Genomic DNA, 19,920 nt, shown 5'->3' with positions numbered 1-19,920 from the left:
TTTAAAATTATAATACTTCTTTTTCCAATTGTTCATCAGCATCACTTACGTGGCTCATTGTGTTGTCTATTTTATAAGCTTCTTTAAAACCTACCAGGTCTACTTTAATATTTTTTTCTGCAGAAGTAAATTCAACAAAATCTTTAATCAGCTCCAATACATCGTGATCGATGTAAACTGTTTCGCTTGCATCGATAATTACTCTGCTGTTGCCGGGTAAATGTACCAGTGTTTGTTTAATAGCGGCTTTATTAAGAAACGAAACTTCCTGCGCCAGTTTAATTTTTATCAGCTCACCTTCTTTGTGGCGGTCTTTACGGAAGAAGTAAGCCAGTTTCATATTTCCACGAAGAATGAAGAGGATACTTACAACCAGGCCAATACCTACGCCTTTCAACAAATCGGTAAACACCACAGCCAAAACGGTAACTACAAAAGGAATAAACTGAAACTTACCATTATGCCACATGTGTTTGAATACTTTGGGACTGGCAAGTTTTAAACCAATCATAATAAGAATAGCGGCTAATGCTGCTAATGGAATTTTATTAAGAATGGTTGGAATGGAAACAACTGCAAGCAACAAAAACAACCCGTGTGCAATAGTAGAAAGTTTGGTACGGCCTCCTGAGTTAATGTTGGCAGATGTACGAACAATTACCGATGTCATAGGAAGTCCGCCAATTAAACCGGCAAGAATGTTTCCAATACCTTGTGCTCTTAATTCGGTATTTCCACTTGAGTAACGTTTAAGGGGATCCATTTTATCGGCAGCCTCAAGACACAACAGTGTTTCAATACTTGCAACAACAGCAATGGTAGCACCTAATATCCAAACCGAGCTGTTTGTTAACCCTTTAAAATCGGGCATCGAAAACTGACCAATAAATTCATTAAACGATCCCGGAATAGGAAGGTTTACAAGATGTTCTTTTTGTACTGCAAGTATTGAACCGCTGGCAATAAACAATTCATTAATTACCACACCGGCAATTACAGCAACCAACCCGCCAGGTATCAGTTTAATCTTTTTCAGAAACGGCACTTTGTTAAACGCAATCAAAATTCCTATACAGATAACTGTAATAATAATTGCACCATAGTGAACCGAGTTGATGGCATCGGTAATAGCTGTTAAGGTATTGTGGCCGGTATTGTTTTCAATAAAAGCAAAATCACCTTCACTGTCTTTATCGTAACCAACAGCATGCGGTATTTGTTTTAGTATGATGATAACACCAATACCTGTAAGCATACCTTCAATTACATTCGAAGGAAAGTAGTTGGAGATAGTGCCGGCTTTAAGAATACCAAGTAACAGCTGAAAAACTCCGGCAATAACAACTGCAAGCAAGAACAGCTCGTAAGAGCCAACAGTTGTTATACCTGCCAATACAATTGCAGTTAAGCCGGCAGCGGGTCCGGTAACACTTAAATTAGAGCCACTTAAAAAACCAACAATTATACCACCTATAACGCCGGTAATAATTCCCGAAAACAAAGGTGCACCACTTGCAAGTGCTATACCTAAGCACAAAGGGAGTGCTACCAGAAAAACAACAAGACCTGCCAGCAGATCTGTTTTAAAATACTTCGTTTCTAATTTCATTTTTTTTTGATCAGTTGGGTTATGTCTGTTACACAAACATGCACGTTTGAAATACACAGTATGCAATGTTTACAGCAAAGCACGAAGCATATGCCTAAAACAGCAGAAAGCCGAAAATGTTTGAATAAAAAGTTCTGTTATATACCGCAGCAAAGGAAGCTGCCGGTTAATCAGCACGCATTGGGTGGGCGTGTCTGCACATCATCCGAAAATCTTGTATAAACCTTTTCGGCATGATGAATAAGCTCTGTAACTCTAAGCTCGGTTAAATGGATGAGCTCTTCATTTGTAACGGTTACAAAGTGTTTGTGAATTTCTTCGGTAAATGAAGGAGTAGGGGGAGTGTCGTTATGCGGAAGTTCTTCCGTCATCTGCTGACTTTGATACATAGCAGCACTGATCTGCGCCAGCGGTAATAGCTGGATGCTTAATACAAGCGACAGAAATATGCTGATGATGTACTTCTTCATTATGGCATGCAAAAATATGACTCCGGATCTGAGATTAACATAAAAAAATGATAAAGGTTTTTATTCCTTTATCATTTTTTTGCTAACAGCTGTTTGATTTTCAGTGTATTGTTAAATATTTAAACCGCCACAGGCGCTTATGGTTTGGCCTGTTACATAACTGCTTAGATCACTGGCAAGGAACAAGGTTACGTTGGCAATATCTTCTGCACTTGCAAAACGGCCTAAAGGAATACCGGCTTTGTATTTATCTGCAGCCTCACCTTCCTTAAGATAGCTGGTCATATCGGTTTCAACAAAACCAGGAGCAATGGCGTTGCAACGGATGTTGCGGCTACCCAGTTCTTTCGCTACCGATTTGGTAAACCCAATTACCCCGGCTTTACTTGCTGCATAACTGCTTTGACCTGCGTTACCCATTTCGCCAATTACGGAACTCATGTTAATAATAGAGCCGCTTCTTGCCTTCATCATTGGTTTAATGATCTGCTTGGTCATGTAAAATACCGAGTTGAGGTTTACTTTAATTACCTCTTCAAATTGCTCAGGGCTCATACGTAACAGCAGGTTGTCTTTGGAAATACCGGCGTTGTTAACGCAAATGTCTATTGTACCAAATTCTTTCAACACATCGTTTACAAAAGTTTCGCATGCAGCAAAATCGCCTGCATTGCTTTGATAGGCTTTTGCTTTTACACCGAATGCGGTGAGTTTTTGTTCTAATGCAGCTGCTTTATCCTTACTGCTGTCGCTAACAAACGTAAATGCAACATTCGCTCCGTTTTCTGCAAACTTAATTGCAACAGCTTCGCCAATACCACGGGCTGCGCCTGTAACGATGGCAACTTTTCCTTCAAGTAATTTCATAATAGTATAATTGAATTGTACAAAGTAAAGGGTTTTATTCTTCTTCCATTAAGGACGGCCGCTCTGTTATCTCGTGGTACTTAATAACATCTTTTGCATAAAAATGAATAACCATGCTTTTGCGGCTGAGTGCCGGATTGATAACAGGCATTCCTCCATGTATAAGATTCGCATGCCAGATAAAGATGTCGCCTTTTTTGGGAAGGAAGGTTTCGTACGACAAGCCCGATTTTTCAATCAACTCTTCCGTTACATCTTCATAATCGCTGTAATGTTTAGTGCCGAGCTTAAAGCGTGTGCTGTAGTTTGCAAAATCATCGTTTAACAAGTATGGAAGTTTATGGCTGCCGGGGTAATAAAACAGAGGTCCGCTGTCGGCGTGAATATCTTCCAATGCAACCCATGCAGCTATTAAATAGCCCAGCGGATAAGTGGTCATATGAATACTGTCGCTGTGTGCACGTTGGCCGCTGCCTTTTATAAAGTTGAGTGTTTGAAACGGCACAACTTCTTTATCGAGTATAAAAGAAAGTAATTGAGTAAGTCCCAAATCCTGCATCATGTTTTTTATTGCAGGCGAATGTTTATAGCCAAACATTACTTTGTTATCGTGTGTAACGGGTAAATGTTTTTGGTGAATCAATTCATCCACAGCCAGGTTTACTTCATCCACTTGCTCATCTGTAAAATAATTTTTAAGATGGAGGTAACCCTTGCTGCTCCATTGCAGTAACTGCTCTTGTACTTCGTTGGTAAAACTGGCAAATTGTTTTTTTTGTGCAACTACAATTGCAGAATCATTTACATCGAGCCATGCCTGCGATGTTTTATCGGGAAAGTCTTTACTGCTGATGGAATCGAAAAGGGGCTTATGTACATTGTATTTTTCATAAGCCTGTTTATTGTGCCGCAGCTGTTTTGCATGCAGTAAATTATAGAACCAGTGAACGAGCTTGTAGTCTTTTAATTTGTCTTTCAGATTCATGAAGCAGTATTGAATGAGCGGATCTCATCTACATAAGTGCGATCGTTACTGAGACGTGGAATTTTATGTTGTCCGCCAAGTTTGCCTTTACTTTCGAGCCAGCGGCTAAACGTTCCTTTTGAAACAGGTTGTACATAAGGTAAACGCAGCGCTATGTTTTTATGACGTTTAGCTTCGTAATCACTGTTGAGGTTTTTCAAAGCTGTATCCAGTTCATATACAAAATCGTTTAACCCAACCGGCTCTTTTTCAAATTCAATCAACCACTCGTGTGCACCGGTATTGTTATGCGAAAAATAAACAGGTGCAGCAGTATAGTCATTTACAACAGCGCCCGTTTGTTCGCATGCAATGGCAATGGCTTTATCGGTATTATCAACAATCAGTTCTTCGCCAAAAGCATTGATGAAATGTTTTAAACGGCCACTTACTTTAATACGATAAGGGCTAAGCGAAGTAAACTGTACTGTATCGCCAACAAGATAGCGCCACAAACCACCATTTGTGCTGATGATGATGGCGTAGTTTTTATGCAGTTCAACTTTATCTAACCCAACAGTATTCGGAAAGCGCTTTCCGTACTCTTCTATTGGCATAAACTCATAAAAAATTCCATGATCGCTGAAGAGCAGCATACCATCTTCTCCCGGTTTATCCTGCGCTGCAAAAAAACCTTCGCTTGCATTATACGTTTCAAGATAACTGATGTTTTTGCCAATGATCTGCTGAAACTGCTCACGGTAGGGAACAAACGATACACCGCCGTGCATGTATAATTCAAGATTAGGCCAAACTTCTCCAATGTTTTTTTTACCGGTTAATTCCAAAATGCGGCGAAACAGCACAAGACTCCAGGTAGGCACGCCGGATATTGAAGTGACATTTTCGTTAATGGTGCTCAGAGCCAGCTTTTCAATTTTTGCTTCCCACTCATCCATCAGGGCAATGCTTAATTCCGGCGTACGTATCCAGTTACTCCAGAAAGGCGCATTCTGCATAAGCACAGCACTTAAATCGCCAAACTGAATTTCTTCGTTGAGCTGGTTTACATTATGGCTTCCTCCTATAACAAGTCCTTTACCTGTTAACAGATCGGATGCAGGAAAATTATTGTAGTAAAGTGTAAGTACATCTTTGCTGGCTTTGTAATGACCATCTTTCAAACTTTCTTCACTTACAGGAATGAATTTGCTTTTGTCGCTGGTGGTACCGCTGCTTTTTGCAAACCATTTTACAGGGGTAGGCCATAACACATTTTCTTCGCCTTGCATCATCCGTTCAATAAACGGTTTAATGTCGTCGTATTCGTGTACAGGAACAGTACGCTTAAAATCACGCACATTAAAAAGCTCTCTGAATCGGTATTGCTGACCAAATAAGGTGTATTGAGCAGTGGTAACAAGATCCTGCAATACTTCACGCTGTGCCGCAACCGGATTGTTTATCCAGCTGTCGATGCGCCACATACGCAAACGGGCTAATCTTGATATGGCGGGGCTCAGCAGTCTCATGTGCTGGCAAGATAAAAAAACTAAACAGACTTGCGAAATTGGTTATTGATTTGCTGCTCTGTTGGCCTCTTCGTGCAGATAATCTTTACGCTTCAACTCAAAGTTGCGGCCAAGATAGAGGCGACGAACTTGTTCATCGTCTGCAAGTTCTTCGGCAGTACCGTGTTTGAAAATTTTTCCTTCGATGAGCAGGTAGGCACGGTCGCAAATAGAAAGTGTTTCGGTTACGTTATGATCGGTAATAAGGATGCCGATGTTGCGGTACTTAAGCTTGGCCACGATCGACTGAATATCTTCTACTGCAATCGGGTCAACGCCTGCAAAAGGCTCGTCTAATAAAATAAATTTCGGATCAACGGCCAGCGCACGGGCAATTTCTGTACGTCGGCGCTCACCACCACTTAACGAATCGCCTTTGTTTTTACGTACATGATGCAAACGAAATTCGCTCAGCAGATCTTCCAGTTTTTCACGCTGTTCTTCTTTGCTCAGCTTCGTCATTTCCAACACGGCAGCAATATTTTCTTCAACAGTAAGCTTACGAAACACACTTGCTTCCTGCGGCAAATAACCAATACCCATTTGTGCACGCTTGTACATGGGCATGTTGGTAATGTTTTCTTCGTTGAGGTACACTTCTCCCTCGTCGGGTTTAATAAAACCAACAACCATATAAAAGGTAGTGGTTTTGCCGGCGCCGTTTGGTCCCAGCAAACCAACAATTTCGCCTTGCTTTACTTCAATGCTTACTTTGTTTGCTACAGTTCGGCTGCGGTAGCGCTTTACCAGTTCGGAAGTGTGTATGGTTAAACTCAACGTATAAAATTGTAGCTGCGAAAATACCTGTTTTCAAAGCAATAATGTATAGCGAAACCCTGCTGAATTGTGAAAAATAGGTGTTTTTGAAAAGGGATTCAGCTATAAACAATCTTTGATTAAAAGCCAAGCCTGTTATATGTTTGCATCAACACTGTATATAATGAAGGTTACCGAACATATTGCACAGGCAAAAAACACGCTTGTCTCGTTTGAGATTCTTCCGCCACTGAAGGGGAAAACCATCAATTCTATTTTCGATCATCTCGATCCGTTGATGGAGTTTAAGCCATCGTGGATCAATGTTACTTATCACCGTGCAGAGCAGGTGTTTAAGAAAAAGTTAGATGGTACGTTTGAAAAAGTGGAAGTGCGAAAGCGTCCGGGCACTGTTGGTATTTGTGCGGCTTTACAAAACCATTATAATCTTGATGCGGTTCCGCATTTGATCTGCGGCGGTTTTTCGAAGCGTGAAACAGAAGACGCATTGATCGATCTCAACTTTATTGGTGTACAGAACGTGTTGGTGTTGCGTGGCGATGCTGCCAAGAACGAAACTTTTTTTGAGCCACACACCGATGGGCATAAGTATGCCATTGATCTGCTGAAGCAAACCATTAACCTCAATCACGGTATTTATCTGGAAGATGATATTCGTGATGGTTTCCGAACCGATTTTTGTGCAGGCGTTGCTGGCTATCCTGAAAAGCATTTTGAAACGCCTAACCAGGAAATTGAAATGCAGCGTTTAAAAAATAAAGTTGATGCAGGTGCAGAATATATTATGACGCAGATGTTTTTTGATAACAGTAAGTTTTTTGCGTTTGTAAAATCGTGCAGAGAAATGGGTATTGAAGTGCCGATCATTCCGGGATTAAAGCCATTAACGAGTAAGAAGCAATTGTCTGTAATTCCAAGAACATTTCATGTTGATATACCTACAGAGTTGAGCAATGAAATTATGCGTGCAAAAACAGATGAGGATTGCAAGAAAGTAGGAACAGAGTGGTTGATACAGCAATCGAAAGAATTAAAAGAATTTGGTGTGCCTGTGTTACACTATTACACACTCGGCAGCCCGAAAGTGATTTACAATGTGGTGAAGAATGTGTTGTAAGAAACGTATATAATTAAAAAGCCCCCATCATTTTTGATGGGGGCTTTTTAATTAAGTCTTATTTCACCATGCTCTTCAGCACCGCTTCATTCACCTTTACCGGGTATTTCTTTTTTAACAGCGCTAACCATCTTTCTTCAAGCTCCAGCTGGTAATCATTTATCACCAACCCTTTCGCTTCATCAAAACTACGTTGCTCTTTGCCTTCGTAATTTTTAATAATGTAGCAGAACGATGAAGATCCGTCGTTGGGGTTTGTTACAACAGGGGTAAAATTACCGGCTTTAAACACCGTCCCTTCCGGTGCAGGAAGTTGATTCAGCTCAAAGCGGCTACTGTCTGCAAGTGCTGTACCTCCCAACATTTCCATATGTGCTTTCCAGTTTAGCGGATCTTTTTTCATCATCGCAAATGCACGGTTTGCAACTGCGGTATCAGCACAATTGAAAACAATGGCATTTACACTTGGCTGCCAATTGTATTTTGCTTTGTTTTTATTGTAATAGGTAACAAGACCAACACTGTCTGAAGGAGCTACGCTCCAGATCTTCCGTTCCATTATTTCAAACAGCAAACTGCCTTCACGGAATTCTTTTATCTGGTTGCCGATTTCAGGATTGGTGATCTCCAGGCGGTCTTTGTAATACTGTGCCGCAGTTTCATCAACAAACTCAGCCATCATTTGTTTGTACTGCGAACGTTGGGGTGTATAGCCTGCAGTTTGTTTGTTTTTTACAAACTTAAGCCAGTCGGTAACTGAATATTTTTTTGTGCCGAGTAAGAACAAAAGCTTTTGTTCGTTGGCTTTATAAAATGAAATATAGTTTGTTGCTTTTAAAGTAGTGTCTGTAACAACCCATACATCGGCTTCCTTATAAGGGATTGCTTTGTAGTTAACAGCTTTTAATATCTGCTGTTTTTGTTTATTGTAGGCAACATAAATGCGTGGATCATTGTTTACTTTTTCTGCATAATCTTCCAGCAGCTGGCGATCGTTCTTTGCAGCAGGTGGCGCCGTTAAACCAATACGTTTAATAATATGAAAGCCCGATACTGTTTGAACAGGTGCACTAACATCACCGTCCTTCTTCAACCCAAAAGCAGCAGTACTAAAGGTTGCATCGTACCGTGTAAATTCAAATTCGGGAAGTAAACCACCATTGCTGTAGGTTAATTTATCGTCGCTGTAGGTTTGTGCCAGTTTTTCAAAAGCCTCACCTTTTTGTACGAGACCATAAATCATTTCGGCTTTTGTTTTTGCTTCAGCAATTTCTTCTTTTGTTGCGTTGGCAGGCACAGCAACAAGAATTTGTGCTGCTTTTAATTTGCCCAGCGAAGCACGCTTGTTCAAAACCTTGAAAATATGATAGCCGTTTGTACCGGCCACGGGCTTTGAATAGCTTCCAACAGCTGTACTGTACACCGCATTTTCCAAAGCATATGGAAGGTTAAACACAGTAATGTAACCGATATAACCACCGGTTGATTTTACATAGTCGTTTGTAGAAAAACTGGTTGCAGTAGTGGTAAAATCGGCGCCGGTTTGTAATTGCGCATAAGCTTTATCAATTGAAGCTTTGGCCTTGCTGCTGTCAGTTCCGTAAGCTACAAACACATGTGCTATTTCAATTTCGCTTGCACTGCGTTCGAGTGCTTCCAGTGCCAGAGCTTCCACTTCGGGTTGGTTACGCATAAATTGCTCCGCTAATTGTGCACGAAAAGCAGCAATATCGTTTTGAATGTTGGGAAGCGTATCAAGCTTTGCATCTTTAGCCGCCTGTACTTTCAATTTAAAACGAACAAATAATTCGAGGTATTCACGAATCGCTTTTTCATCGGCAGCGCCGGTATTGTTTTTAGTAAAGGCTCGCCAGAATTCACCTTTATCAACTTTGTTACTGCCGTAAGTAAACAATGTTTGAGCGTTACTGCCAAGCACAACTGTGAGCAGTAAAAGAGAAAGAATGTAGCGCATACAGGTTTGGTTATGGGTTTTTCGATGTATTGTTTTGTTTGAACTGCAGAAATTCATCTATCTGCTCGGGATTGATCTTTTTGGCAACGATGCGTTTCTGTTCATCTAACAAATATATTGTGGGCGTTTGAAAAACATCGTACGATTGACGAAATCCTGGTGTTTGATTGGCTTGTTCGGCTGCACGCATCTTTATTGTCTGGTGCCAGTGCATCCATCCTTCGAGTTGATGTGTTTGGATAAACTCCAACCATCTTGCTTTTGTTTCTTTGGCTTTAGCTTCATCCATACCGGCACCATCGCTCAACACGCCAACTAATTTTATTCCTTGTTTTTTCCAACGTAAACGGTAAAGACTGTCTATTACCGGCACCTGTTCTTTACAATGTCCGCAATCGGGATCCCAAAATACAACGATCGTATAAGGGGCTTTAACCGCATACAGGTTTACATTCTTATTAAGCGTATCAAGCAGATTTAATTCGGCTGCAGGTTCGCCAATAATGTTTCCATATAAACTGTAAGCCCGGTTAAAAACAAGGTCACGGTCTTTCTTTTCAAGCCAATCAACCTGGTTGGTGAGGTAATATTTTTCAAACAAATGAAGAAACACCACATCAAGCCCCATGTACTTCGGATTCATGTATTCGTTTGTAAAACGGTTCATGAAATAGCGGAACATGGTTTTGTTGGTACGGCTGTACAAAATAAATTTATCCAACTCAAGCTTTAAACTGTCGGGGTGGCGCACAACTGCTGTTTCGAAATAGCGATTGAGCCTTTGTTCAAACATGGGGGTGCGTAATAAACGTTCATCGGCAAAGGAAACATCTTTCCAAAACTGATTTTTATAACTGTAAAAGGCAGCAGCAGAATCCTGTTTTGTTTTTGCACCTGTTAACGAAAACACCGGCTCCTTCAGCAAACGGAAAAGCAGGGAAAGATAGCTGTCGGTTTGTGCGGTTACAAAACTGTCACGCCATTGCTGAATCTGTTCATTGGCAGCATTCATTTTTTTTAAAACAATTGCGCTGTCGCTTTTTGTTTTGGCCGATGCTAATGAAGCCTGCTGCTGTTGGTAATTACGGTAAAAGAAAGCCGAGGCTGATTTATAGGCTACAAGAAAATTGTTTTCTGCAGATCCGGTTACAGACAGCAGTGTAAAATTGCTACTGTCGATGGTAAGACGAAAATCCTGTTCCTTATCTATAAGTATATCAAAGAAAACAGATTTTTTAGGATCAACTACAATGTACAAACCACCGGTAAGTTTTTCGGCACCGGTAAATACAGCTTCACCGTTTGGTTGAAGCATTGCCGAATCCAACACATATTTCTGGTTACCGAAGTAATAACCCAGGTAAAGCTTAGCATCGGGCACAGCTTTATATTTTGCCGTAATACGATAGCCTTGCCCAAACAATACACTGCAGCAATAAAGAAGAAGAAAAAATAGACTTGCTTTTTTCATAGCGACCGAAGGTAAAGTTAATTCAAAAGCTTTGCCTTGCTGTTAACGATTTGCAAAGCCATGGTTTGTTACCTTTGCGCCGTGAGAAAAAAACAGAAAATACGCATACTGGAACAGGTAACGGTAGAAGATTATGCTGCCGAAGGAAAATCGATTGCCCGTGTTGATGGAAAAGTGATTTTTATTGAGGGTGCAGTACCCGGCGATGTGGTCAATATTCAGCTTGGGAAAAGTAAAAAAGACTGGGCCGAAGGTAAAGCCGTACACTTTCATAGTTATTCGCCGCAACGAACCAGTCCGTTTTGTGAGCATTTTGGATTATGTGGCGGCTGCAAATGGCAAATGTTGCCCTACGAGCAACAGATCGCCTACAAGCAACGGGAAGTGGAACAGAACCTGAAACGTATTGGCCGTATTGAATTACCTGAAATGCTGCCCATAGTTGGTGCAAAACAAACCAAATACTATCGCAATAAACTGGAATATACCTTCAGCAGTAAACGCTACTTAACAAGAGAAGAATTGCTGGAGCGTGATAAGCAGCGGGAAGCACAACCAGAAGGAGGAGAAGCGGAATCGACAGCAGCTCCCGATGTTGCTTTGGGCTATCATGTGCCGAAAATCTTTGATAAGGTCATCGACATCCACACCTGCTATCTGCAACAGGAACCGAACAATGCCATCCGCAATTTTGTACGTGAGTTTGCAAAGAAGAATGGTTTTTCGTTTTACGATATTAAAGCACACGAAGGCTGGCTGCGTACCATGATCTTTCGCATGACCACCACCGGCGAAGTAATGGTGAACATCACTTTCGGTTATGATGATGTGCCCAACCGTGAGCTCCTGTTTAAGGCATTGCTGGATGAGTTTCCGGAAATAACAACTTTGCTGTACACCATCAATCCTAAATGGAACGATACTATTTACGATCTGCAGCCGCAGACTTATTTCGGCAGTGGTTATGTAACCGAAAAGCTGGAAGAGTTTGTATTCAAGATCGGCCCGAAATCATTCTTTCAAACCAATACAAAGCAAGGCGAAGAGTTGTATAAAGTAACAAGAGCTTTTGCAAAGCTTACCGGTAACGAAGTGCTGTACGATCTCTATTGCGGTACAGGAAGTATTGGCATTTTCTGTAGCAGAGGTGCTAAAAAGATTATTGGCGTGGAAGCGGTGGCAGAGGCCATTGAAGATGCGAAACAGAATGCAGCAGCAAATGGCTTAACCAATACTTCGTTTTATGCAGGTGATGTGATTGACATTTGCAACGATGCGTTTTTTGCAGCACATGGCAGGCCCGATGTAATTATTACCGATCCGCCACGTGCAGGTATGCACGAAAAGCTGGTTAAAAAACTGTTGGAAATAGAAGCGCCACGTATTGTGTATGTAAGCTGCAACCCTTCTACCCAAGCAAGAGATCTGCAACTGCTCAACGAAAAATATGTAGTGGAGCAATTGCAACCGGTAGATATGTTTCCGCACACACACCATATCGAAAATGTAGCGGCGTTGGTGTTAAGGAGTTGATGTTTAAAATTTGGGCGAAAGCCTGCGAGTGACAGTTTGAAGTAATTTTGACGTTTACAATAAACCAAAGAGATATTCGTGAGTTATCAGCAAATTCGACCAGGAGGTTTTCAGCTTTTAGCACCAGTAATTAAGAACTTAATTATTATTAATGCTTTGGTATTACTGGCACAATACACTGCAGACGTATCAGGATATCATGACCGCCTTTTTGATTATTTCGCATTGCATAGTGTGCACTCGAGCTTATTTATGCCACATCAAATGATAACGCATTTGTTTATGCATGGCGATTTTGGTCATTTCTTTTACAATATGTTTGCGTTATGGTTGTTTGGTAACAAACTTGAAAATTTTTGGGGCTCAAAGAAATTTCTAGTCTTTTATATTGTATCCGGATTAGGAGCAGCGCTGATACATTTAGGTTGGCTTTCGTATGAATTATATCCAATAGTTAGCGAAGTCACAGCTTATACATCTTCTCCCAGCTTAGATAAGTTTGTCAGTTTTTTCCAAAAATATGGAGTGCCGCAAGCTATAGGCTTGGATGAAGTAAATGAGTTTGCAAACAAATGGTCAAACGATATTCAGAATGCTGCTTTTGTAAGCGATAGTCTTGTGTTTGTAAAGAAAACAGGCGATTTAATTGTAAGCAGACCAACCGTTGGGGCTTCAGGTGCTGTTTTTGGTTGTTTAGCAGCCTTCGGTTATTTGTTTCCTAATTCGTACATCTATTCCAACCTTATTTTCCCGATTAAAGCCAAGTGGTTGGTACTTTTTTATACTGCTGGGGAATTATGGATGGTGTATACAAATAGCGGCGGCAATGTTGCACACTTTGCGCACTTGGGCGGTGCATTAATTGGCTTTCTACTTGTACTTTACTGGAACAAAACAAACCGTAATACGTTTTATTGATAAAAGATTGATTTATGAATTACATGCAGACGAAAGTGAAAAGAGGAATACGTTTTGGCGAAGATGGTGATGCGTTGATGATGCTCATTTTTATTAATGTGATGGTGTTTGTGATCATTACATTTATAAAGATTGTGTATCAGCTTACACCCATTAACATGGAGCTGTTTCAATCGCAGATACTCGATTGGATAGGCATGCCTGCAGATATGTCTCGATTTATTTCAAGACCATGGGTTTTGCTTACGCACATGATTGCGCATGCAAGCGTATGGAGCCTGCTCGGCAATATGCTTTTTCTTTGGGCATTTGGTTTTCTGTTGCAGGATCTGATCGGTAATAAACACATTATTCCGGTTTACATTTATGGTGCTTTAGCCGGTGTTGTATTTTTTGTTGCAAGTGCGAACCTGCTGCCCGGTTTCAGGGCAAACATCGGCAGTTTCCAGTTATTCGGCGCAGGTGCAAGTGTAATGGCAGTTGCAATTGCTACAACCGTTACAGCTCCCGATTACCGGGTGTTCCCAATGATCAACGGAGGTATTCCGCTTTGGGTTATTACACTTATTTATGTTGTAATTGATCTTGCAGGGTTGGCCAGTGTTGCATTTCCTTATCACCTGTCGCATCTTGCAGGTGCAGGTATGGGTTTTTGGTATATCCGTTTAATACGCAACGGCAATAGTCCCGGCGAGTGGATGCACCGTTTATACAATTGGTTTATCAACCTGTTTAATCCATCCAAACCAACTTCAAAAAAATCAATAAAGAAAGAAGTATTTTACAATACCAAAGGACAGCAACCGTTTACACGTAAACCCAATGTTAGCGAACAACGGGTTGATGCTATTCTTGATAAAATAAGCCGCACAGGATATCAATCTCTTTCAGAAGAAGAAAAAGATATTCTCAAAAAGGCAGCCGAAAACGAAGAATAAACTTATGGCGGGATTTTTTCGCAGCTTCACCAAACGCATTATTATCATCTGCAATATTGCTGTAAGCGTTTGTATGCTGTTATTATACCTGCTGCCGGCTTTGCCTGCAAGTGTTTCCTGGATCGTTAACCTGTTTGCACTTTTATTTCCTTTTCTCTTATTACTGCAACTGGGCTTTCTTGTTTTTTGGGTGATAGTAAAACGAAAGCTGGCATTGATACCTGTTATTACAATTTTACTTAGCTGGAATCTGATCGGTTCATTCTTTGGATTTCATGCAGGAGCGAAGCAAACAACCAATAAAGAAGCAGGAACTTTTCGTGTAGTAACCTGGAACGCTCATCTCTTTAATTTTTTTGAAAACAAAGGTTTGCTGGATGATGCAATGTTGCAGGAAGCAAAGAAAAAAAAGGCGGATGTGCTGGCTATCCAGGAGCTCGTTTTTTCACTCGACACATCATCGCCCATTACCTTGCAAAAAGTAAAACAAAAGCTGGGCTATAAATATGTGGCTGCGGCGAACGACAGGGCATTTGGTGTACATACCAACATCCGGCAGAAGAACGAACGCTATCATCCTTTTTGCGTTGCCATCTTTTCAAACTACCCTATCATCCGCTGGAAAAAAGAACAAAGCATCAAAGAATATAACCACACATTCCTTTGGGCCGATTTATTAATCAACGGCGACACCATTCGTTTCTTCAATATTCATTTGCAGAGCATGCACTTTGCCAAAAAGGATTATGAGTTTATCGAAAACATCGATCAGCAGGATATGGGCGATGTACAAACGGCAGGTAAAAACATTCTCCGCAAAATGAAAACAGCCAACCTGCTTCGTTCCAGCCAGGCAAGAGATATCCGGAAAGTAATTGAAGAAAGTCCTTATCCGGTTGTGCTGTGTGGCGATATGAATGATGTGCCCAACTCCAATGCCTACCAGATCATCAGCGATGATTTGTACGATGCATTTACCGAAAAAGGATGGGGCATTGGCCGCACATTTAAATTCCTGTCGCCCACTTTGCGCATTGATTATGTGCTGCACAGCAAAGCGCTTTCTGTAAAGCAGGTACAGGTGCATAAAACCAACAGAAGCGATCACAGCCCGGTGCTGGCCGATTTTAAATTACCGCAGAAATAGTGTAAATACTATCTTTGTTTCAATGAAGAAAATCTTTCATACCTGTTGTTGTAGCTGTTGTTGCTGATTTTTCAGCTAACAGATTCTCCTTTTTACAACATTCTTCATTCAATTATTACATAGTTTATGTCGCAGTTAAAAGTTTATAATTCCCTTACACGCCAGAAAGAAGTTTTTGAATCCATTACACCCGGTCATGTGGGCATGTACGTGTGCGGACCAACCGTTAGTGGCGAAAGTCATCTTGGTCATGCAAGGCCTTACATTACGTTCGATGTGTTGTATCGTTACCTTACGCATCTTGGTTACAAAGTGCGTTATGTACGCAATATTACCGATGCCGGCCATTTTGAAGAAGAAGGCCGTGAAGCAGAAGATAAAATTTCAACCAAGGCCATTTTAGAAAAACTGGAGCCGATGGAACTGGTGCAGAAATATACCAACCTGTTTCATTGGGCCATGGATCAGTTCAATACAGTTCCGCCTTCCATTGAACCAACTGCAACCGGGCATATTGTAGAACAGATCGGCATGATTCAACAGATCATTGAAGCTGGTTATGGATATGAAGTAAATGGCTCGGTTTATTTTGATGTAAAGAAATATGCAGCATCGCATGACTATGGAAAATTAAGCGGTCGTGTAATTGATGAACTGCTTGAAACAACACGTGAGCTGGAAGGCCAGGATGAAAAGCGTGACCGTGCAGACTTTGCTCTCTGGAAAAGTGCAGCACCGGAACACATTATGCGTTGGCAAAGTCCGTGGGGCGTTGGTTTTCCCGGCTGGCATATTGAATGCTCGGCTATGGCAACAAAATATTTAGGTGCACAGTTCGATATACATGGTGGTGGTATGGATCTGCAGTTTCCGCATCATGAAAGTGAAATTGCACAAAGCACTATCTGCAATCATACTGCACCGGTACGTTACTGGATGCACAATAACATGATCACCATCAATGGTAAGAAGATGGGGAAGAGTTATAACAACGTTATCAAGTTAACGGAGTTATTCAGTGGCGATCATCCGATACTGGAGAAAGCTTATCACCCGATGACGGTGCGTTTCTTTATTCTGCAAACACAGTACAGAAGCACACTCGATTTTGGTAATGAAGCATTGCAGGCTGCAGAGAAAGGATTGAAGCGTTTGATGGAAGCATACGAATGGTTAGCTAAGTACGAAACTGGAAGTACGAAGTACGAAGCGAAAGACAAGTCGGTTAATGAAAAAGTATTGCAGCTGATAGCTGAGTTCGACGAATTCATGAATGATGATTTGAACACGGCGAAAGTATTGGCGAGTATGTTTGAACTGGTGCCAATCATCAATGGTATTAAAGACAAACATATTGCGGCTGATGCATTGAGCAGCGATACCATTGCTTTGCTGCAGGAAAAACTGAAGCTGTATATTGAAACTATTTTTGGGTTGAAGAATATCAGCGGTGAAGACAGCGGACGTTTTAATTCGGTGATGCAGATATTGATTGAGCTGCGTAAAGATGCAAAAGCAAAGAAAGACTTTGTTACAAGCGATAAGATCCGTAATCAATTAGCTGAGCTTGGTATACAGTTGAAAGATGAGAAAGATGGCGGAATGAGTTATTCGTTATAATGTTTACTACAAAATAAAAAAGAGGAGCATTGCTCCTCTTTTTTATTTTAGCAGGGACGATGTCTGCTCACCCGAAGGGTGACTGCACATCCTAAAATTTACATTCTAATTACGCTCGCATCTCGACTCCGCTCATGTAATCGTACTTCCAACTTCGTACCTCGTACTTTTCTTCAGCTATGTCCCAACTGTGTGTTTACAGAAAGTATCGATTGCAGATCGAACAGGCTTGAGGTTTTTTCTTCACTCACCAATTCTTCTACCGGCTGATGCAATACATCGGCAAAACATTGCAGCATCAGCTGTTTGGTTTGTTTGGTCCATTGGCGGAAGGCTTCGGTGTTGTGTTGATGCTGTGGCAGATAATCGAGCAGCACATCCAGGTTAAAACTTTCGGCATGTGTTCCTGCTCCTGCTTTGGCTGCATCACGGGAGTTACACCATTGTTCAAAATGGCCTTGCACAGGAACCATCAACACCGGTTTGCCAAAATACATCGCCTCACATACACTTTCAAAACCCGCTGTTGTAACCAATGCTTTTGCATTGGCCATATAGTGTAAAAATTTCTGATCATCGAGCGAGTGGAAACAAAGTGTTTCATCGTAATGCCAGCGGCCCTTCACCGTTGCACTGTCGGTGAAGCAATGCAATTCCACATCGGGATGCGCTTTGTGCCAGTTGATAATTTCCTGCATATAGCCGGAGTTTAACAAATATGCCAGTACATGATTGCCGCCAAATACTTCCTGCTGAAATACATCTTTGCGCAACAGCGGCGGACAGATAGTAATGTTCCTGTGTGTAACAGGTGTTAACGGATAAAACGATAATGCCAGTAAATGATCGGAGCCCTTTGCTGTAAGTTTTGTGTATTGTTTTATGGCATAAGCTTCACGCTTGCTTCCTTCTTCCGGAAAAGAAAAAGAAGGATGCAGATAAATATACTGGTGTGCAACAGAAACAATCTTACAATCGAATTTTTTAAAGATGGAGCAAAGGCCGATGAGTGGTTCATAAAAATTCAACAGCAGATCGGGTTTGTATTGCTGCATTACTTCACGAATCAGTTGCATGCTCTTGCGATAGGTTTTCCAGTAGAGCATGTTCTTAACTACGGTTGATGTAATGCGGATCGATTTATTGTGTTTGCACGTAACAAAGTTGGGGCTGCGGTAGGTGATGATGGGCGCTTTAATGCGTTCACGAACAAACGCAGGAATTTCCCTGCGCTTGCTGCTGCCAATAAGTACAGCAGCAACTTTATGCCCACGTGCAGTAAGCAGATCATAAGTAGCAATGGCCTGTGTTAAATGTCCCCTTCCTTCGCCTTGAACGGCAAACACAAATGTTTTGTTCATACTTATGCTAATTCAGCTGTGAGGTTCGGAATAAATACAGTGTTGTTCATGCTTGCTTCAACAGGTTGCTGTTGCTGCAACCATTCGTTGTAGTAAAGAATGCTCCATTTACCATCAGTGGTTTCAACCAACGCACTCATTGTTTCCACCCAGTCGCCACTGTTGAGGTAATGAATATTGTTAATCGTTTTATCAGCTGCCTGGTGAATATGTCCGCAGATGATGCCATCGCAATTATTGGCAGCAGCTACAGCACAGAGTTGTTCTTCATAATCGGATATAAACGAAACTGCAGATTTTACTTTTGCCTTTACCACCTGCGACAAAGAATAATAAGGCAATCCTCTTTTGGTGCGATACTGGTTGTAATGGCGGTTTGCCCACAACAGAAATGTGTAACCGACATCACCCAGCTTGGCCAGCCATTTTAATTTGGTAGTAACCGTATCAAAAATATCGCCGTGTACGACGAAGTATTTTTTATCGCCGCTTTGTAATGTGTGATGACGTTTGATGATAAACTGACCAAATGAAAACGGCAGTATCTCATCCAGAAAATCATCATGGTTGCCACGCAGGTAAATCACTTTTGTGTTGTACTTGTGCATGTACTTCATAATGATGCGGAAGAAAGCGGTGTGCTTCTTTTTCCACTCACCCGATTTTCGCAGTTGCCAGCCATCGATGATGTCGCCATTGAGGATGAGCGTTTCGCACCGGTGCTGCTGCAAAAACTCCACTACTTCCTTTACCCGTGAGTTACGGATGCCGAGGTGGATATCGGAAAGGATGATTGTTTTGTAAAATGTCTTCACAAAGAAGGGGTTTTACAAAGCTTCCATTTTTCTGTTACCGGAATATTGATGAATGATTAAGAGAGAATGAATAAATTGTAATGAAATTGTTAAGCTGATGTCAGGACGTCGCAGACGTCAGACACCTTAAACTTCAACAAAACCTTATTCAATCAACATGCACTACATCGAACATCTTACCAAAGACAAAAAACTAAAGAAAGTAATAGACGCACAGGAACCACATGAGCTGGTGAAACGGAAGAAGATCTATCTCTATCTCTGTGCTTCCATCATGAGTCAGCAATTGAGTACAAAAGTGGCCGATGTTATTTACAACCGCTTTCTTGCTTTATACGGAAAGAAAGAACCAACCGCACAACAGATACTCGATACGCCGTTTGAAACATTGAGGGGCATAGGGTTGAGCAATGCCAAAGCGAATTATGTGCAGAACGTTTGCCGGTTTTTTATTGAAGAAAAGATCACCGATGGGCAATTGTACAAAATGAGCAACGAAGCCGTAATTGAAAAATTAACACAGATAAAAGGTGTGGGGCGCTGGACGGTTGAAATGATCCTGATGTTTGCTTTGCAGCATGAAGATGTGTTACCGGTAGATGATTTGGGTATACAGCAGGCAATGATCAAACTGTACAAGATCGAATACGAAAACAAGAAGGAACTCTACGAAAAAATGCAGAAGCATGCAACCAAATGGCAGCCTTACCGCACCTATGCTTGTGTACACTTGTGGAGATGGAAAGACAACGGTTAATTGATAATTG

17 protein-coding genes are annotated in these 19,920 nt (G+C 41.3%); 7 read left to right on the top strand and 10 right to left on the bottom strand.

Annotation, left to right across the window (positions count from 1 at the left end):
• Nucleotides 1-7: 7 nt before the first annotated feature.
• The 6 genes from ESA94_RS08435 to lptB all read right to left on the bottom strand — a co-directional run bounded on the left by ESA94_RS08435 (nucleotide 8) and on the right by lptB (nucleotide 6,258).
• Nucleotides 8-1,609, bottom strand: a complete 1,602-nt coding sequence (locus ESA94_RS08435) for a SulP family inorganic anion transporter (protein WP_129130448.1) — start codon at nucleotides 1,607-1,609, stop codon at nucleotides 8-10.
• A gap of 170 nt (nucleotides 1,610-1,779) precedes the next feature.
• Nucleotides 1,780-2,079 (bottom strand): hypothetical protein, encoded by a 300-nt coding sequence (locus tag ESA94_RS08430; RefSeq protein ID WP_129130447.1) that lies wholly within the window; start codon nucleotides 2,077-2,079, stop codon nucleotides 1,780-1,782.
• Between the two features lie 111 nt (nucleotides 2,080-2,190).
• A complete protein-coding gene (gene fabG, locus ESA94_RS08425; RefSeq protein ID WP_129130446.1) occupies nucleotides 2,191-2,946 on the bottom strand; it encodes a 3-oxoacyl-[acyl-carrier-protein] reductase in 756 nt (251 codons plus the stop codon).
• Between the two features lie 34 nt (nucleotides 2,947-2,980).
• Entirely contained in the window at nucleotides 2,981-3,931 is a 951-nt protein-coding gene (locus ESA94_RS08420; protein WP_129130445.1) for a phytanoyl-CoA dioxygenase family protein, read from the bottom strand.
• On the bottom strand, nucleotides 3,928-5,442 hold the full coding sequence (locus tag ESA94_RS08415; RefSeq protein ID WP_129130444.1) for a GH3 auxin-responsive promoter family protein: 1,515 nt from the start codon (nucleotides 5,440-5,442) through the stop codon (nucleotides 3,928-3,930). Before ESA94_RS08415 ends, ESA94_RS08420 begins: the two co-directional genes overlap by 4 nt.
• A 42-nt stretch (nucleotides 5,443-5,484) precedes the next feature.
• On the bottom strand, nucleotides 5,485-6,258 hold the full coding sequence (gene lptB / locus ESA94_RS08410) for an LPS export ABC transporter ATP-binding protein (RefSeq protein ID WP_129130443.1): 774 nt from the start codon (nucleotides 6,256-6,258) through the stop codon (nucleotides 5,485-5,487).
• A gap of 163 nt (nucleotides 6,259-6,421) precedes the next feature.
• On the opposite strand from lptB, the gene ESA94_RS08405 reads away from it, so the two are divergent.
• Nucleotides 6,422-7,375: a methylenetetrahydrofolate reductase gene (locus tag ESA94_RS08405; RefSeq protein ID WP_129130442.1), complete on the top strand. Its 954-nt coding sequence runs from the start codon at nucleotides 6,422-6,424 to the stop codon at nucleotides 7,373-7,375.
• A gap of 58 nt (nucleotides 7,376-7,433) precedes the next feature.
• Here the strand turns inward: ESA94_RS08405 and ESA94_RS08400 are convergent, their stop codons facing one another.
• The gene (locus tag ESA94_RS08400) at nucleotides 7,434-9,350 is read right to left on the bottom strand and encodes a peptidylprolyl isomerase (RefSeq protein WP_164972679.1); all 1,917 of its coding nucleotides are present in this window, start codon (nucleotides 9,348-9,350) and stop codon (nucleotides 7,434-7,436) included.
• A 10-nt stretch (nucleotides 9,351-9,360) separates the two neighbouring features.
• Complete coding sequence (locus tag ESA94_RS08395) at nucleotides 9,361-10,821, bottom strand: TlpA family protein disulfide reductase (protein ID WP_129130440.1); 1,461 nt, start codon at nucleotides 10,819-10,821, stop codon at nucleotides 9,361-9,363.
• Between the two features lie 81 nt (nucleotides 10,822-10,902).
• Between ESA94_RS08395 and rlmD the strand changes: the two genes are divergently transcribed.
• From rlmD to cysS, 5 genes are all read left to right on the top strand, one after another.
• Nucleotides 10,903-12,354, top strand: a complete 1,452-nt coding sequence (gene rlmD / locus ESA94_RS08390) for a 23S rRNA (uracil(1939)-C(5))-methyltransferase RlmD (protein WP_240671015.1) — start codon at nucleotides 10,903-10,905, stop codon at nucleotides 12,352-12,354.
• A gap of 252 nt (nucleotides 12,355-12,606) precedes the next feature.
• The gene (locus ESA94_RS08385; RefSeq protein WP_262708029.1) at nucleotides 12,607-13,272 is read left to right on the top strand and encodes a rhomboid family intramembrane serine protease; all 666 of its coding nucleotides are present in this window, start codon (nucleotides 12,607-12,609) and stop codon (nucleotides 13,270-13,272) included.
• Between the two features lie 14 nt (nucleotides 13,273-13,286).
• Complete coding sequence (locus tag ESA94_RS08380; protein ID WP_129130437.1) at nucleotides 13,287-14,210, top strand: rhomboid family intramembrane serine protease; 924 nt, start codon at nucleotides 13,287-13,289, stop codon at nucleotides 14,208-14,210.
• Between the two features lie 4 nt (nucleotides 14,211-14,214).
• Entirely contained in the window at nucleotides 14,215-15,357 is a 1,143-nt protein-coding gene (locus tag ESA94_RS08375; RefSeq protein WP_129130436.1) for an endonuclease/exonuclease/phosphatase family protein, read from the top strand.
• A gap of 126 nt (nucleotides 15,358-15,483) precedes the next feature.
• Nucleotides 15,484-16,977, top strand: a complete 1,494-nt coding sequence (gene cysS / locus ESA94_RS08370) for a cysteine--tRNA ligase (RefSeq protein ID WP_129130435.1) — start codon at nucleotides 15,484-15,486, stop codon at nucleotides 16,975-16,977.
• A gap of 173 nt (nucleotides 16,978-17,150) precedes the next feature.
• On the opposite strand, the gene ESA94_RS08365 is transcribed toward cysS, so the two are convergent.
• Together ESA94_RS08365 and ESA94_RS08360 are read right to left on the bottom strand one after the other, a co-directional pair.
• The gene (locus ESA94_RS08365) at nucleotides 17,151-18,338 is read right to left on the bottom strand and encodes a glycosyltransferase family protein (RefSeq protein WP_129130434.1); all 1,188 of its coding nucleotides are present in this window, start codon (nucleotides 18,336-18,338) and stop codon (nucleotides 17,151-17,153) included.
• Nucleotides 18,339-18,340: 2 nt separating this feature from the next.
• Nucleotides 18,341-19,153, bottom strand: a complete 813-nt coding sequence (locus ESA94_RS08360) for a UDP-2,3-diacylglucosamine diphosphatase (protein ID WP_129130433.1) — start codon at nucleotides 19,151-19,153, stop codon at nucleotides 18,341-18,343.
• Between the two features lie 157 nt (nucleotides 19,154-19,310).
• Between ESA94_RS08360 and ESA94_RS08355 the strand changes: the two genes are divergently transcribed.
• Nucleotides 19,311-19,910, top strand: coding sequence for a DNA-3-methyladenine glycosylase family protein (locus tag ESA94_RS08355; protein WP_129130432.1), 600 nt, complete (start codon nucleotides 19,311-19,313; stop codon nucleotides 19,908-19,910).
• Nucleotides 19,911-19,920: the final 10 nt, after the last annotated feature.

Origin of the sequence: Lacibacter luteus (assembly GCF_004118265.1) — a bacterium.
GTDB lineage: Bacteria > Bacteroidota > Bacteroidia > Chitinophagales > Chitinophagaceae > Lacibacter > Lacibacter luteus.
The sequence above is the reverse complement of the archived record's forward strand: the minus strand, read 5'-3'. Positions and strand labels throughout refer to the sequence as shown.

Coding starts and splice junctions, on each gene's coding strand:
- ESA94_RS08435 (WP_129130448.1), bottom strand. CDS start 1,609: ATGAAATTAGAAACGAAGTATTTTAAAACAGATCTGCTGGCAGGTCTT.
- ESA94_RS08430 (WP_129130447.1), bottom strand. CDS start 2,079: ATGAAGAAGTACATCATCAGCATATTTCTGTCGCTTGTATTAAGCATC.
- fabG (WP_129130446.1), bottom strand. CDS start 2,946: ATGAAATTACTTGAAGGAAAAGTTGCCATCGTTACAGGCGCAGCCCGT.
- ESA94_RS08420 (WP_129130445.1), bottom strand. CDS start 3,931: ATGAATCTGAAAGACAAATTAAAAGACTACAAGCTCGTTCACTGGTTC.
- ESA94_RS08415 (WP_129130444.1), bottom strand. CDS start 5,442: ATGAGACTGCTGAGCCCCGCCATATCAAGATTAGCCCGTTTGCGTATG.
- ESA94_RS08405 (WP_129130442.1), top strand. CDS start 6,422: ATGAAGGTTACCGAACATATTGCACAGGCAAAAAACACGCTTGTCTCG.
- ESA94_RS08400 (WP_164972679.1), bottom strand. CDS start 9,350: ATGCGCTACATTCTTTCTCTTTTACTGCTCACAGTTGTGCTTGGCAGT.
- ESA94_RS08395 (WP_129130440.1), bottom strand. CDS start 10,821: ATGAAAAAAGCAAGTCTATTTTTTCTTCTTCTTTATTGCTGCAGTGTA.
- ESA94_RS08385 (WP_262708029.1), top strand. CDS start 12,607: ATGCCACATCAAATGATAACGCATTTGTTTATGCATGGCGATTTTGGT.
- ESA94_RS08380 (WP_129130437.1), top strand. CDS start 13,287: ATGAATTACATGCAGACGAAAGTGAAAAGAGGAATACGTTTTGGCGAA.
- ESA94_RS08375 (WP_129130436.1), top strand. CDS start 14,215: ATGGCGGGATTTTTTCGCAGCTTCACCAAACGCATTATTATCATCTGC.
- cysS (WP_129130435.1), top strand. CDS start 15,484: ATGTCGCAGTTAAAAGTTTATAATTCCCTTACACGCCAGAAAGAAGTT.
- ESA94_RS08365 (WP_129130434.1), bottom strand. CDS start 18,338: ATGAACAAAACATTTGTGTTTGCCGTTCAAGGCGAAGGAAGGGGACAT.
- ESA94_RS08355 (WP_129130432.1), top strand. CDS start 19,311: ATGCACTACATCGAACATCTTACCAAAGACAAAAAACTAAAGAAAGTA.